7 protein-coding genes are annotated in these 15115 nt (G+C 58.9%); 4 read left to right on the forward strand and 3 right to left on the reverse strand.

Going from position 1 to position 15115, the window contains the following annotated elements; all coding sequences use genetic code 11:
• Window positions 1–105 precede the first annotated feature (105 nt).
• Window positions 106–3045, forward strand: a complete 2940-nt coding sequence (locus H8F25_RS09175) for a DEAD/DEAH box helicase (RefSeq protein WP_197210153.1) — start codon at window positions 106–108, stop codon at window positions 3043–3045.
• 13 nt (window positions 3046–3058) lie between these two features.
• On the opposite strand, the gene H8F25_RS09180 is transcribed toward H8F25_RS09175, so the two are convergent.
• The gene (locus H8F25_RS09180; protein ID WP_197210154.1) at window positions 3059–3280 is read right to left on the reverse strand and encodes a ribbon-helix-helix protein, CopG family; all 222 of its coding nucleotides are present in this window, start codon (window positions 3278–3280) and stop codon (window positions 3059–3061) included.
• A 122-nt stretch (window positions 3281–3402) separates the two neighbouring features.
• On the opposite strand from H8F25_RS09180, the gene H8F25_RS09185 reads away from it, so the two are divergent.
• From H8F25_RS09185 to H8F25_RS09195, 3 genes are all read left to right on the forward strand, one after another.
• On the forward strand, window positions 3403–3681 hold the full coding sequence (locus H8F25_RS09185) for a DUF4160 domain-containing protein (RefSeq protein WP_197210155.1): 279 nt from the start codon (window positions 3403–3405) through the stop codon (window positions 3679–3681).
• Window positions 3682–3812: 131 nt separating this feature from the next.
• A complete protein-coding gene (locus H8F25_RS09190) occupies window positions 3813–4496 on the forward strand; it encodes a DUF2442 domain-containing protein (protein ID WP_197210156.1) in 684 nt (227 codons plus the stop codon).
• 3 nt (window positions 4497–4499) lie between these two features.
• Entirely contained in the window at window positions 4500–9494 is a 4995-nt protein-coding gene (locus tag H8F25_RS09195) for a class I SAM-dependent DNA methyltransferase (RefSeq protein WP_197210157.1), read from the forward strand.
• Window positions 9495–9758: 264 nt separating this feature from the next.
• On the opposite strand, the gene H8F25_RS09200 is transcribed toward H8F25_RS09195, so the two are convergent.
• The gene (locus H8F25_RS09200) at window positions 9759–12488 is read right to left on the reverse strand and encodes a DEAD/DEAH box helicase (RefSeq protein ID WP_197210158.1); all 2730 of its coding nucleotides are present in this window, start codon (window positions 12486–12488) and stop codon (window positions 9759–9761) included.
• Window positions 12489–12496: 8 nt separating this feature from the next.
• Complete coding sequence (locus H8F25_RS09205; protein WP_197210159.1) at window positions 12497–14989, reverse strand: dynamin family protein; 2493 nt, start codon at window positions 14987–14989, stop codon at window positions 12497–12499.
• Window positions 14990–15115 lie beyond the last annotated feature (126 nt).

Here is a 15115-nt window from a genome sequence, read left to right on the forward strand (position 1 = left end):
CTGCCCAATCGGGGCCTTGCAGGCAGTGGAGCGTGGAGAGTCATCGCAGTGTCGGTCTCCGCGCCCTGTTCGGCGCGGTGGTGAGAAGACACAGGAGGTTGGCCCGTGCCTGAAGCCGTCCTCGCCCCTGGAGCCCGCATCGAGTGCCGCAGCGCCGAATGGCTGGTGCGCAGCGTGGGCAAAACTTCGGACCATCAGCAGGTCGTGGACGTGGTGGGCATCTCGCCGTTCCTGCGCGAGAAGGAGGCCCGCTTCCTGGTGGAGGTGGAGCGGGCTGCCGGCAGCTTCAAGGTGCTGCAGCCGGAGGACACGGCCCTGGTGAGCGACCCATCCCCCCGGTACCGCGACAGCCTGCTGTTCCTTGAGGCGCATCTGCGCCGCTCGGTGCCTACGGACAACGCCCTGGTGGTGGGGCATCGCGCCGCCATGGATGCTCTTCCCTACCAGCTGGAGCCAGCGGCCAAGGCGCTGGCCATGCCCCGGCAGCGGCTGCTGATCGCCGATGCGGTGGGCCTGGGCAAAACGCTGGAATGCGGCATCCTTTGCAGCGAAATGATCAGGCGCGGGCGTGGCCGGCGGCTGCTGGTGGTGACCACCAAGAGCATGCTGGTGCAGTTCCAGAAGGAGTTCTGGACACGCTTCTCGATCCCGCTGGTGCGTCTGGATTCGGTGGGGATCCAGCGGATCCGCGAGCAGATCCCCACCAACCAGAACCCATTCCATTACTACGACAAGGCGATCGTCTCGGTCGACACGCTCAAGAACGATCGCGATTACCGCTTCTATCTCGACAACGCCAGCTGGGACATCATCGTGATCGATGAGTGCCAGAACGTGGCCGAAAGGGCCCGTGGCGCCCAGAAGAGCCAACGAGCTCGGCTGGCGGAGCGGCTGGCCACCCGATCGGAGACATTGCTTCTTCTCTCGGCGACACCGCACGACGGCAAGCCCGAGAGCTTCGCCAGCCTGATGAACATGCTCGATCCCACGGCGATCGCCGATCCGAGCCGGTACAGCAAAGACGACATCAAGGATCTCTATGTGCGGCGCTTCCGCAAGGACGTGATCGCTGATCTGCGCAGCAGCGTGAAGGAGCGCGACAGCGCCGATGTGGAGTGTGCGGCCAGTGAGCGGGAGGAACGGGTGTTCGCGCGGCTGAAAGACCTCACGCTCCCCGACAGCGACGCCAGGGCCAAGGCGGGCCAGTTGTTCAAGACCACCTTGGCCAAAAGCCTGCTCTCCAGCCCGATGGCGGCACTGGAAACCGTGCGCAACCGGCTGAAACGGCTGGATGCTGCCGCAGCAGCGGGCAGTCCGGCCGATGCCGACCGCGCCGCCCTGCAGGAGCTGGAGCCCTTACTGGCTGCCATCGGCCCTGCCGACTTCTCCAAATACCAGCGGCTCCTCCAGCTGATCCGTACGGATTGGAAATGGGACGGCAACAACCCAAGGGACCGGATCGTGCTGTTCACCGGCCGGCGTGAAACCCAGCGCTTCCTCATAGAGCACCTGGCCTGCGACCTGGGCCTGCCCAAGGGCGCCGTGGTGGGCCTCGATGGCGCCATGCCCGATGTGGACCAGACGCGGGTGGTGGAGCAGTTCGCCCAGGAGAAGGAGGCGGTGCGCATCCTGGTGGCCACCGAGGTGGCATCAGAAGGCCTGAACCTGCACTACCTCAGCCACCGTTTGGTGCATGTCGACATCCCCTGGTCGCTGATGACGCTGCAGCAGCGCAACGGCCGGATCGACCGCTATGGCCAGCCGCAGCAACCCCAGATCCGCTACCTGCTCAGTTGCTCCCGCGCCGAAGGCATGGGCGATGCCGAGAAGGTGCTGCGGCTGCTCAAGCGCAAGGACGAGCAGGCCCAGCAGAACATCGGCGACCCCGCGGTGTTCCTCGGCGTCTACGACGCTGTTGGCGAGGAGGAGGAGATCAGCCGGGCGTTTGAGAGCGGCACGGTGGACGCGCTGGAGCAGCGCATGGAGGCCAACGCCCGCCCCTATCTGGAGCAGGGCAGTGGGGACAGTCTGTTTGAGGAACTGTTCGGCAGCGACCCATCAGGCGATGGCGGCCCCACCGCCGGAGCCGACGCCTCTTCTCCGACGCCCCTGCAGGTGCAACAGCGTCAGCCGTTCAGCCTGTTCCCCAGCCTCTGGAGCTACGTCGACACGGCCCTGGAAGGGGTGGCCGAGCTGATGGAGCGCCGTGGCGAGAAGCTGGATGTGCGGCTCTTCCCCGAGCAGCAGCGCCTGGAGATCACGCCGCCGAACGATCTCCAGCGTCGCTACGACCGCTACCCGCGCGAGCTGCAGCCAGCGCGGGGTCAGCGTCTGGCGCTCTCCACCGAAGTTGCCGCGCTGCAGCGGGCGCTGGAGCAGAGCCGAAGGCAGGACAGCAGCCGCCCAGAACTGGAATACCTCTGGGATCTGCATCCGCTGGTGGACTGGCTGGCGGATCGCGGCCAGATCACCTTCCCGCGGCACTGCGCACCGGTGCTGCAGCTCAGCGACGGCCTGGATCCCGGTGAGGTGGTGATGGTGTTTCAGGGCACGATCCCCAACCAGAAGGGGGTGCCGGTGGTGCAGGAGTGGGTCGCCGTGCGCTTCGCCGGCAGCGGCCTGAAGGTGGCAGGGGTGGAGCCGTTTGAGGCGGTGGCCGAGCGGTTGCAGCTGGGTCGGAGGCCCTACGCCAATCCCGATGCGGCGGTACCCACGCACCTGGCCCAGCAGCTGCCCACGGCGGTGGAGCAGGCTCATGCCTACCTGCGGTCGTGCGGTGACCGCTGGACCGCCCGCATGCAACCGGAGCTGGAGGCCCAGCGCGAGCGCCTGAAGCGATTGCGAGGCCGGCAGGAGGAGCAGCTGCAGCTGAGCTTCGCGGCCGACCAGCGGCCGCTGCAGATCAAGGAGAAGCGGCGGTTGGCCCGGCAGAAGGCGATCGACGGGCGCTTCGACGACCACGAACGCTTCGTGGCCGAGGTGATGACGATCGAACCCGCCCCCTACCTGAAGGTGGTGGCGGTGCTGCACCGGGAGGCTGCCTGAGATGGCGAATGCTTCAAGACACGGCAGCAAACACCTCATCCTCGTTGCGCCAGCCGGCCGCCTCGCCGAACGGCAGGGCCTGGCGCCGCAGCCCTTCAAAGCGCATCAGCCGGAGCTGCCTGCGGAGCGCGTCCCGCACGATCTCGCTGCGGCTGCGGCCGGTTTCAGCGCAGACGGCCTCCAACAGCTGCGCCGTGGGGTCATCCAATGGGATCTTGAGCGAGCGGCGTTTCATGGGAACCATTCTCCGGCAAGTAGCCAGCCCGCCGCCAGGATGAACGGCATGAAGCGCCTTGCAGGCAGGACGGCGCAGATGGGCCGGATCATGCCGATTCCGGATTAGGATCCGCCTGATCGATGGGAAAGGTTGAATGCTTCTCGCTACCCAATCTCAATCTCATTTTTTACAGCAACGATCACCTGCCAGCCCACTTTCATGTGATCGGCAGCAAGTGGGAGATCAAAGTCTACATAGAAACAACCACCAGGTCTTCGCTCCACTACAGCATTAAATGGTCACGTCTCAGACGAAAGACGCCAAGCGCCAAAAGCCTCAGGGCGATCGCCGCCAAGGTGTGCGATCACCGGCTGCAGTTGCTCGAGGAGTGGGAGAGGAAGGTGCTGTGCGAGCTCTGACAGTCTTTTATTCACCCAACGCGCTTGCCTCTCGCCAGAATCTCGAGAGCATCACTGGAGACTGGCGGCTCGTCTCACCGGAAAAAGGCCAGCAAGGATCAAGTCGTTCCAAAGGGTTTTATCTGACCACCATGGACGATCTGATCGCCGACCTGGTGGAACGGAATCTGTTGGCGCGAACAGGGCTCAACAAAGCCTATAAGGGCATTTTGATTCATTCATCCAAAGCAACTTCCGGGCAGAAAGATCGGCTGTTCTCGCTGTTGAGTTGCTCGCCAGGTAATGGACCCACCACGCCATGGCTTGCAAGCAACAGCATCCGGGTGATCCGCCGGGTGCTGGAGGCCCAGCGTCATGGTCATGGGGATGCAGTGATTGCCACAGCGTTTGTCGAAGGTCGGGTGCTCGTCGTACAGGACGCCAACCTGACCATGCATGTGATCGCTGCTGATGAGCATCCGCTGCTGAGGGAATTGAGCAGCGATCAACTCGCCGCTTTCACGATTGATTCCGCCGGCTCCGGCCTGCACTGGCCAGCGCTCGATCTGGATCTTGACCTGGACGGATTACGTGCTCGTCCCACAGAGGCGCAGGCTGTTCATCGCCGCCGGCGTGGGGTTGCCTTGCAGCAGTGGCTGGACATCCATCCCGAAGCCACGGCGCAGATGGGCAAGGAGCTGAGGCAGGCGGTCGATCAGGTCGTCGAAGGAAAGACTGACCTCAAGTCGCAGCTTGCTCGTGAACTGGCTGAGGCCTGCGCTCTGCCTCCATCGGAACTGCTCGATCAGCTGGCTGAACTGCAGCGCAACCCCTGACCCATGGCCCTCCCCGGCATCAGCAACGCCAACGAGTTCTATTCCGCGCACTACCTCGAGAGCGTGCTGACGAACGACATCAAGAAGGTGCGCGAGCGCTGGACCGAAGATGCCAGGGCCCAGCTGGAGGCCGATCCAACCGCCGAGGTGAGCACCCCCGATGCGGCCTTCAAGGCCCTGCGCAAACCCTGGCAGAAACTGCGGGAAGCGGAGCTGGGCATCAGCGCTGATCCCGCCGAGCGGTTGCGGCTGCAGCGGCAGCTGTTCTTCCAGCCGCTGTGCGAGGCCCTGGGCTACGCCTACGCCCCCAAGGCCGAGCCGGTGCTGATCGGCGGCGAGGCGTATCAGATTCCGCTGCTGGCGGAGGTGAACAACGCCAAGGGTGAACCCTGGCTGTGGGTGGTGGAGTGCTTCAACCCCGGCGATGAACCGGCTGATCCGCTGGAGCTCACGATTGCCACCGGCTGGGCCTGCCAGATCGACGATCCGTCGCTGGGCACGGTGCTCACCGACGCTGACGGGCAAGGCACCGAGAGCTGGGAGGAGCTGATCAGCGAGCGGATCTTCGCGCAGGACATCCCGCCGCGCTGGGTGCTGGCGGTGAGCCGCGACCAGTTGCTGCTGATCGACCGGCAGAAGTGGGCGGCCTCACGGCTGCTGCGCTTTGAGCTGAACACGCTGCTGGGTGAGATCAACCCCGATGCCCTGCTGGCGGCGGCCACCCTGTTGCACCGCGAGCACACCTGTCCCACGGGCGGCGGCACGCCGCTGCTCGATGAGCTGGATGAGAACAGTCACAAGCACGCCTATGAGGTGAGCGGCGACCTCAAATACGCCCTGCGCCGCTCGATCGAACTGCTGGGCAATGAGGTGGTGGCGTTCATCAAGGCCCAGAAGAAGGGCGTGTTTGAGGAGCGGCTGGATCCGGAGCAGCTGACGCTGGAGCTGCTGCGCTTCATGTACCGGCTGCTGTTCCTGTTCTTCATCGAAAGCCGCCACCAGGAGCTGGGCTACGCGCCGATGGGCAATGACGTTTTCCGGCTCGGCTACAGCCTCGAAAGCCTGCGCGATCTCGACACAGCCGAACTGGCCAGCGAGGAAGACCGCGAAGGCACCTACATCAGCGAGTCGCTGGATCGGCTGTTCCAGATGATCTGGGAAGGGTTCCCGAAGCAGGGCGATCTGGAGGCGGTGCAACCGCAGCTGGAGGGGGAGAAGCCCGAGTTCGACACCTTCCGGATCGTGCCGCTGCGCTCCCACCTGTTCGACCCCGAGCGGCTGCCGATCCTCAACGGCCTGCTGAAAGACGAGAAGGGCCGGCCGCGCTGGCCGAAGGTGCGCTTCCGCAATCAGGTGCTGCGCGAGGTGATCGAGCTGATGTCCCTCACCCGCGAGGGCAAGGGCAAACGGCGCGGCCGGGTGAGCTACGGGCAGCTGGGCATCAACCAGCTGGGGGCGGTGTATGAGGCGCTGCTCAGCTTCACCGGCTTCTTCGTGGAGGAGGAGAAAGGGCTCTATGAGGTGCAGCCCGCCCCGAAGAAGGCCAAAGCCACCGCCAGCGATGACGACGAGCAGGAGGCCGACGACAGCGACAACGAAGACGACGACACCACCGCTGCAGGTGGCCGTGCCACCGGCCAGCAGCACGACGAACTGGAGGTGGGCCACTTCGTGACCGCCGAGCAGCTCAAGGCCTACAAGGCCGAGGAGATCGTGCCCGATCCGGCCACCGGCAAACCGAAGCACTACGAGCGTGGCAGCTTCATCTATCGCCTGGCCGGCCGCAACCGGCAGAAGAGCGCCAGCTACTACACCCCGGAGGTGCTCACCAGCTGCCAGATCAAATACACGCTCAAGGAGGCGCTGGTGGGCAAGAGCGCGGCCGACATACTCCAGCTCAAGCTGCTGGAGATGGCGATGGGATCGGCCGCCTATCTCAATGAGCTGGTGAACCAGCTGGCCCAGGCCTACCTGGAGCGACGCCAGCAGGAAACCGGCAAGAGCATCCCCCATGAGCGCTACGCCACCGAACTGCAGAAGGTGAAGATGCGCCTGGCCGATCAGAACGTGTTCGGTGTGGACCTCAACCCGGTGGCGGTGGAGCTGGCCGAGGTGAGCCTCTGGCTCAACAGCATCTTTGCGCCGGAACAGGGGCGGGCGTTCGTGCCCTGGTTCAGCCAGCAGCTGCAGTGCGGCAACTCGCTGATCGGCGCCAGGCGGCAGATCTATCGCGTGAGCCAGCTGCCCACTGGCACGGGCCGCAAAGCCAAACCCACCAAGGGGCAGGGCCCCAAGCTCTGGCATGAACACGCCCCCGAGGAGCTGGCCTGGGATGCGCCGCTACCGGACGACGCGATCTTTCATTTCCTGCTGCCCGATCCGGGCATGGCGGCGTACTCCGACAAGGTGATCAAGGAGCTGGAGCCCGAGGCGATCGAGCGCTGCAAGCGCTGGAACAAGGCCTTCGTGGGCGAAGCCTTCACAGAAGCCCAGATCGACCACCTACTGCGGCTCAGCCGCCTGGTGGATTCGCTCTGGCAGGAGTGGGCCCAGCAACAGAGCCAGCTGCGCCAGCGCACCACCGATCCCTTGCCGGTGTGGCCAGACAGTGCGGCCGAGGGAGCGGAGGATGTTGCCTGGACTCCACTGCGCCTGAAAGACCGAATCCAGGAGCAAGAGGTGCTGGGCCAAGGCGTGGCCAACACCAATGCACGCCTGCGGCTCAAGTGGGCGATGGACTACTGGTGTGCCCTGTGGTTCTGGCCGATCCGCCAGGCCGAGTCGCTGCCCAGCCGCGACACCTGGCTGGTGGAACTGAGCATGATCCTGGGCGACCTGGAACAGGGGATCACACCGGAGCTGGGCCAGGGCAATCTGTTTGCCGACACCCAACCCAGGCAGCTGGCCGTGGATTTCTCCGACCGCCACGGCTTTGTGGATGTGGAGAAGCTCAAGGCGGAGTTCAAACGGCTGCGCCAGGTGGAAGCGGTGGCCGAGCGGATCCGGCCGCTGCACTGGGATCTGGAATTTGCTGATCTACTCAAAGGCGGCGGCTTCGATCTGATCGTGGGCAACCCGCCCTGGCTGAAGGTGGAGTGGGAGGAGAAGGGAGTGATCGGCGACGCCGACCCGATGGTGCTGATCCGCAAGGTGAGCGCCAGCGAACTGGCGAAGCGTCGCAGCGAGGCCTTCAGCCAACATCCGAAGTTGCAGGCGGCCTATCTCGAGGAATTTGAAGCCCAGAACGGCAGCCAGGCGTTTCTGAATGCGGTGCAGAACTATCCGCTGCTGAAGGGGAGCCAGACCAATCTGTTCAAGTGCTTCCTGCCCCAAGCCTGGCGGATTGCATCAGCCCAGGGTGTTCAGGGATTCCTTCATCCGGAGGGTGTTTACGACGATCCGAAGGGTGGGGCCCTGCGAGACATCCTGTATGGACGCTTGCGCAATCACTTCCAGTTTCAGAATGAGTTCCAGCTTTTTACCGGCACGAATGACCACGGGCGATTGAGGTTTGGCCTCAATATCTATGGAAGTATTCGAAACCCGAGCTTCATTCATGTCAGCAACTTATTCACTCCACTGACCGTTGATCGCTGCTTTGAGCATGATGGTTTGGGAATAGCAGGAGGCATTAAAAATGAAGAAGGCAAATGGAATGTTGCTGGCCACCGCCAGCGGCTAATTCCTATTGGAGAGCAAGCCCTTGGCTTGTTTGCACAGCTCTACGACGAACCTGGCACGCCCGCCCGCCAGGCCCGCTTGCCAGCACTGCATTCTCAGCAACTACAAAGCGTGCTGGAGAAGTTTGCGGCAGCACCAAAGCGGTTGGGTGATCTTCAGGGTGAGTACATCGCGCTGGAGATGTGGCACGAAACTAATGCTCAAAAAGACGGCACCATCCGCCGCGACACCAGCTTTCCGGCAGATCCCACCGAGCTGGTGCTATCAGGCCCCCACTTCTATGTGGGGCGGCCTTTTAACAAGACACCTCGAAGATCCTGCACTGCGAATAGTCATTACGACTGCCTCGATCTCACCACCCTGCGCGACGACTACCTACCCCGCACCAACTACCGGCCAGATGTATCGCCCTCCGAATACCGGGCTCGCACGCCACGGGTGCCGTGGGGGGAGAAGAAGCCGGTGACGGAAATCTATGGCCTGACAGGCAGGCGGATGTTGAGCCAGTCTGGAGAAAGGACACTAATTACAGCCCTTCAGCCAGCCGCCTCAGCACATATTAATACAGCTATTACATACTACCTGTCCAATGAGAAGCAACTCCTGTCTCTTGCAGCTTGTTGCAGCTCGATCCCTTTTGACTTCTTCATCAAGTCAACAGGTAAGGGCGATTTTTATGAGTCAACGGCAAGAGTCTTGCCATTGCTCGATCTACCCGTAGGTCCGACCCTACGAATCCTCGCCCTCAACTGCCTCACTACCCACTACGCCGATCTCTGGAGCGAGTGCTGGGACGAATCCTTCCAACAGCAACGCTGGGCCAAAGACGATCCCCACCTGCCCAACAGCTTCTTCCACAATCTCACCCCCACCTGGCAACGCGATTGCGCCCTGCGCACCGACTACGCCCGCCGCCAGGCTCTGGTGGAGATCGATGTGCTGGTGGCCCAGGCCCTCGGCCTCACCCTCGATGAACTGATCACCATCTACCGCGTGCAGTTCCCGGTGATGCAGCAATACGAACGCGACACCTGGTACGACCAGAACGGGCGGATTGTGTTCACCGCCAGCAAGGGGCTGACTGGCGTCGGCTTCCCGCGGAAGGGCACAGGCCGTGGCGCCAACAAGACCACCGGGTGGGAGGACATCCAGGGCATGCCCTCTGGCACGGTCAGCCGCACGATCGTGGATGACACGCTGCCCGGGGGCCCGGTGGAGCGCACGATCACCTATGAGGCGCCGTGGACGCTATGCGACAGGGTTCAGGATTATCGTGTTGCTTGGGAGTTCTTCGAAAACGAGGGCGAACGAGAATGATCATTGGATATACCCCTCAACAAGCTCACCAAAGTCTCACTTGCCTGCCATACAACCACAAGCACGGGTTGCTTAGGCGCAATTAGTTCTTGACATTCCCTTTTCGGGTCCCCGACTAGCGATGACGGGACTGTAAGGAGTGTTATAGATGCCTGCATTACGTGGGCCAATCCAATGCCGTATGCTCTAGTGCACTTTCGGGAGCTGTTTAAAAGTTGATAGATCTTCGCGTTGATGCGGTTACCTGCAATGGTCGGATGCCTGCTACGGAACAATGATCACAACAGCAAGCGGCCAGACCGCATAACGGATACCCTCTGCAATATCCTCATCAGAAGGCGTTCGGAGCTGTGATACAAGCTCACTTTCAATCAATGGAAGATCAGTGCGGATGGGCACTTGTTGTGGATCCTTCACCCTGCTGCAGGAATTCAATGCACGAATCAACTGGGCCTTCTTCGCTCCAAGCAGCTCAACTGGTGCAGTGTTGGCTCCCACAATGTAAAGCCTCAGCTCAACAGAATTCTCGGACCAGCGACCCGCCTGATTTCTAAGTTTCTGACGAAGCAGGACGAGACAGCTCACGACATCCAGGCCTGCAATATCAAGTTCAAGGTTTGGAGTGCGATTCACATAAGCGATTCCAACTGAGCGCTGAGGTGTAAGGGCTTCGCGTAAATTACGCTGTACCCATCCGAGATTTAAGCCGAGGTTGGCTGCCGCGACACCATCAGAGCCTGCGGCGGGTAATCCTCCAGTATCGCCACAGGCGTAGAGTGTGTCATGAGCAAAGATGGTGCCGACATCCTCTTCCACAGCAATAATCTCGTCGTTTGAGAATTCAAAGGAGGAGAATGTTGCACCAGGTCCATCTGTGGCGCCGCAGTATTTCACAAGAAACGCTCCCAGGTCGGCCCAATGAGCTTCACCAGGATTCGCAGATCGGATGAGCTCTGCTTGGCGGCGATACTTATCATCAAAGCTGCTCCATGTTTGGAATCCTTCGCTCACAAGCCTTCCGATTTCTTCGGCTCCGGGTGAGCCTGTATCAAGAGGCCCAGAAAGGTCACCTAAAATGGCTTCCAACTCCTTTGGGGGCACAAGAGACATAACTCGACTAAACAGTGTTTCAAACTGATCCGGATCAAGGTGACGGGCGACAATTGCCAACTTTTCTCTTGCAATACGATACATATCAATTTCCCGGCTACCAGCTGCAACAACAGTTTCTACGACAATCGTCTTGCGCGATCCAAATCGATGCACACGACCAATCCGCTGCTCCAGTTCCATTGGATTCCAGGGCACATCAAGATGGATGAGATGCCTGGCACGCTGCATATTGAGACCTTCACCACCAGCTTTGGAAGAGACAAGAAAACGCGGGCCACAATCTGACTGGAAGCGCGCAACCTGCGAGGTACGATCAGAATCAGTCTGGCTACCAATAATCATCGCTGGCTTGACTCCATAGCGCTTTTCCAGAAAGGACGCTACGACAGTCACTGTTTCAACTGGTTGTGCGAATAGCACAACCTTTTCTCCCTCAAAGCGATCAATTAGGTCACAGACCGCCTCCCACTTGGCCTGCGATGAGCCGCTTTGAATCAACTCAACCCCTTGATCAAGAAGTTGGGCCAAGAGCACGGGATCAGGCCGCCATTCGTCACAATCCCACTCCTCTTCATCCTCCTCGCTAATCTCATTGAGTACAGCATTGCCCACTTGCTTGACAAGTCGAGCGAACAACTCTGGTAGTGGCTCATCATTTGCGCCTCCTCTGTAGGGCCTGAGGACCTCAAGAGCAAGTGCCAGAGAAGGGGTCTCTAATGTCCAATGAAGCCGTCTGATGGCAAGCCTTACCAGAAAGCCAAGGCCTGCCTGGACGCTAGAGGCTGCCCATTGAAGCGCCTGACCCTTGGCCCATCCTGCAGCGCGTAGCCTTACGCCATTCAACCCATCAATGTCGTAGAGCTGCCCAACAAGCGAGTACCAATGCTCATATCGTTCACCCAGTTCAACGACTACAGGTTTACGGATATCGCGAGATGGGAAGAGTGGCGCTCCCCGCCAGTCGCGGACGCGGTCCTTGGTTCTGAAGATGATCCGGCCAGCTGCTCCTTGGACGTCTTTACCATCGTCAGAGAGGAGCCTCAGAATATTTCGGAATCTTGTTTCACTACCTTGATGAGGAGTGCCACTCATCAGAATAAGCCGACCTTCTTCAGGCTGAGCCTTCACGAGCTGGCTAACTAGCTTAAAGGATTGGTTTGGCTTCCCCCCAGATGGACTCCAGTCAGAAAGATGATGACACTCGTCAACGATCAACACATCCCAAGGTCCGCTTTTAACGACTTTTTCGAGGTTCTCCCCGAATACAGCCTTGTGTAGACTGGCAATCACAACTCGATCATCTTCAATCCGGGCATCAGATAAAGGACCAGACACCCACATGCGGGCATCGATCTCCAACTTGTCTCGGAACTCACGAGTGACATTGCTAACCAGACGTGCTGGAGCCAGATATAAGACTCTGCCATGAGAGTCTCTATCTAATAGCTGTCGGATAATCAGACCAGCCTCAATGGTCTTCCCGAGCCCCACCTCGTCACCAATGAGAACTTTCTTGAGATCTGGTCGGTTTAGAATGTGCTGGACCAGGCTCACCTGATGCATAAGTGTGGCGGCTTTTCTGGCTTCCAGTCGCCGCTGTGGATCTTCTGCTACAAGAAATGCTGCATAGACTCTGGCCAAGGTACGTGTGGAGAGTGACAACCAATTATCTCCTTCTGCCAGCTCCCGTCGTGATAATGCAGCAGCTGGCGTTGGGAGTGGCTTAACTCGACGTTTGTCAATATTTGTCTCCACCAGTCGGGGCTGTGAGTCGGCTTCACAGAGTCGTCTGGGAATGCCAACCAAGTCATAGGCAACAAAACCAAAATCATCTACTGTTCTCAACAGAGCTCGATGATGGCCGGAATACTCGAAAAGCATGGATCCCCCTATGCAGCTATTTGTTCTATTGCTCTATCACTCGACCTATCAGGAAAGCTATCGATGACCGCGCGAACCTCAGTCAACACTGTGCGACGCTTCTGCGAATCGGAACGACGGATGCGTGCCTCATGGCTCTCCACGATCAAGTCAGCGGTATCCTGTAAGGGGTCGCCACCCTTACTTAATTCTTGCTGGACTTCCTTGCGGACACGAGATGCATTCTCTTGAAGGATGCGAATGGCTGGTTCCTTTGCCGCCAACGTCGCTTCGCGAGCCAAATCTGAGAATAAGTCAAGAATCCGCATCTTTACTCCAGGTCCAATATCGTAACCCCTTTGGACGAACTGTTCGCATGAGTTCTTGATGGGCTCTCGTATTGTCTTGGATAACTCAGATTTGACAGTCTGACGCAATTCGTCGATCGCTTCTCTGCCGACTGTCTTGATCTGCTTGGCCAAAGCGGCGATACGATCCTGCTGTGCCTGTAGAAGTTGCTTTTTGATCGTTGCACCGCCATACTCACTGGCCCAGACACAAAGTTCCTGGACCAGTTGAACAGTGTCATTCGCAAGATCAGTCGTTCGGGATCGAATGCTACGCAACAGCTTCTGGCCCCATACTGCTGCCATTGGTTCAAGAAAGTAACCAGTAATATCATCGGGAAGGTTAAGGTTTCGACTTCCATAAAACGTCCCTCCCCTACGAACAGCAGCTCGCAAGGTACCCCAGTGCGCACCGCGCAGGCTATTTAGATAGGTGCTCACGTCCTTCTCTGCAGCCATCTGTGCCTCAAGAACTAATGCCTCGATTTTCGCCTGAACAGTCTCGTCAAGAAAGTTGCGAAAGGCAGCCGCGCGAGCGCGGTATTCCTCCTTCTTTGCGGTTAGGACAGGTGTAAGAGCTATTTCAAGTCTTTCAGCTTCCTCGGCCGCACGGTCCTCCTGCTGCCAACTAGCCTCGATCAGCTGCATTTCACTCATGAGAGTCGTCGTTAGCCGCTGCGTCAGATCTTCGATGGCGAGACTCCTTCTCTCTGCCTCTTGTTGTGCTAGCTTCTCCAGCGAGGCTTGGAGTTGTGGAATCCCAGTCTGCTCAGGAGTTGCGAGAAATGGGCGATCATCCTCGTCATCTAGCAATATCTTTCGGAGCTCAGGTGCGGAGACGGGATGAATCTCTAGTGACTCGATGATGCTATTCCGTGCTTGACTGCGTGCGGCATTGACTGACTCATTAGATGAATCTTCAATTCTGTCAAGCTGTTCCACAATCTGAGCCTTCATCCGAGGCTTAAACTCTTCCACAAGCTGTGTAAAGACCTCCTTCTTCCGCGGACGGCTTGCTCCCTCTTCTAGATTCGTAATTTGTTGTTGCCACTCTGATTGGGTGACATCGTCTACACGTGTCACAGCAATTAACATTGAGCAAGCGTCACTATCCGGATCGTCCGCCGCGCCGACCAACCGCTGCCAATAGCCACTGGTCCTAAGTAACTCCATTGTGGACTCCGTCGGGCCAGCTCGGTCTACAGTCACGATGACAGCTCGGGCCTTATCTCGCACATATGACTTGGTCACATCTCTGTAAGAGTCCTGGGCAATACCAATACCGGGCAGATCCACAAGGACGACACCAGACTTCAGCAGGTCCGAGGGCCAACCAACTTCAATGCGTTCAATCAATGGTGACAGGAAGCCAGCTGCATGCGCTGTCATATCCTCCTGAAAATCTCGTGAATCACTCCCTTCACTGCGTTCATAAGTTCGATCTTGACGTGATGGATCCATAATCAGTCGAATCCGGTCAATGCGCGCTCGATCTTCGGCATCGATCGCTGAGCCCCATTTGGGTTCGTAATCGCAGGCAAGCCTGAGAGCATCAACAAGATATTCCAGTTCACGACTAGAAAACTGATTGCCACAAATAATATTTTTGGCTTGCTTGATATAACCCTCAAGAGCGTCTACGGGTGCAGGCTCGCCCTCTCCGGTAGAGAGCTCCACGCCTGCTTGAGCCTGCTGACGAACTTCTTCAAGATCGTCTTTGGCCAGCTGCTCAGCCAGGTCAGAGACGGCAACATCTGATTCTTGTTCATTGACTTCATCTCTAGTTCGCTCTACATTTTTCTTGGCTGCACGCCGTTGGGATTGTAGGCGTGTCTCAAGCGCAAATGCAAGTCTCCAAAGATTTAGCTTGGGATGATAGGTTACATGGAAACGCTTTTCCTTGCTATAGCGAACTTCCGTCGCTTGGGCCGTTAGCGGGCCGATACCGCCTGCTGGCAGAATCTGGCTAGATCCAGCAGCAAGCGCATTGAGTAACGTGCTTTTGCCAACACCCGAGTTTCCAAGGAAGCACACAGTGACTTCTTCGTCTGATAGTAGCAATCGACTGAGTCGCTGCTGATCAGCTTGTACAGCTTCTAACCTTTCGGGTGCATGCTTCTGAAAAAACGGTCGTGCCGCTTCTTCGTACCATTTCAATAGCTCGTTTGGAGTCATACTTGCCTTGAAATCAGATTTGGTTTAAGGATGTCGGAGCGATTTGCAGCAATGTCTTATCAACCATTTAACAGCGTACCTTCTCATGGATCTCGTATTGCATGCTACCAACTAGTGCGCTGTTGC

The sequence above is a fragment of the Synechococcus sp. CBW1004 genome (assembly GCF_015840715.1).
In the GTDB taxonomy this organism is placed as follows: domain Bacteria; phylum Cyanobacteriota; class Cyanobacteriia; order PCC-6307; family Cyanobiaceae; genus Cyanobium.

Coding starts and splice junctions, on each gene's coding strand:
- H8F25_RS09195 (WP_197210157.1), top strand. CDS start 4,500: ATGGCCCTCCCCGGCATCAGCAACGCCAACGAGTTCTATTCCGCGCAC.
- H8F25_RS09200 (WP_197210158.1), bottom strand. CDS start 12,488: ATGCTTTTCGAGTATTCCGGCCATCATCGAGCTCTGTTGAGAACAGTA.
- H8F25_RS09180 (WP_197210154.1), bottom strand. CDS start 3,280: ATGAAACGCCGCTCGCTCAAGATCCCATTGGATGACCCCACGGCGCAG.
- H8F25_RS09190 (WP_197210156.1), top strand. CDS start 3,813: ATGGACGATCTGATCGCCGACCTGGTGGAACGGAATCTGTTGGCGCGA.
- H8F25_RS09205 (WP_197210159.1), bottom strand. CDS start 14,989: ATGACTCCAAACGAGCTATTGAAATGGTACGAAGAAGCGGCACGACCG.
- H8F25_RS09185 (WP_197210155.1), top strand. CDS start 3,403: ATGGGAAAGGTTGAATGCTTCTCGCTACCCAATCTCAATCTCATTTTT.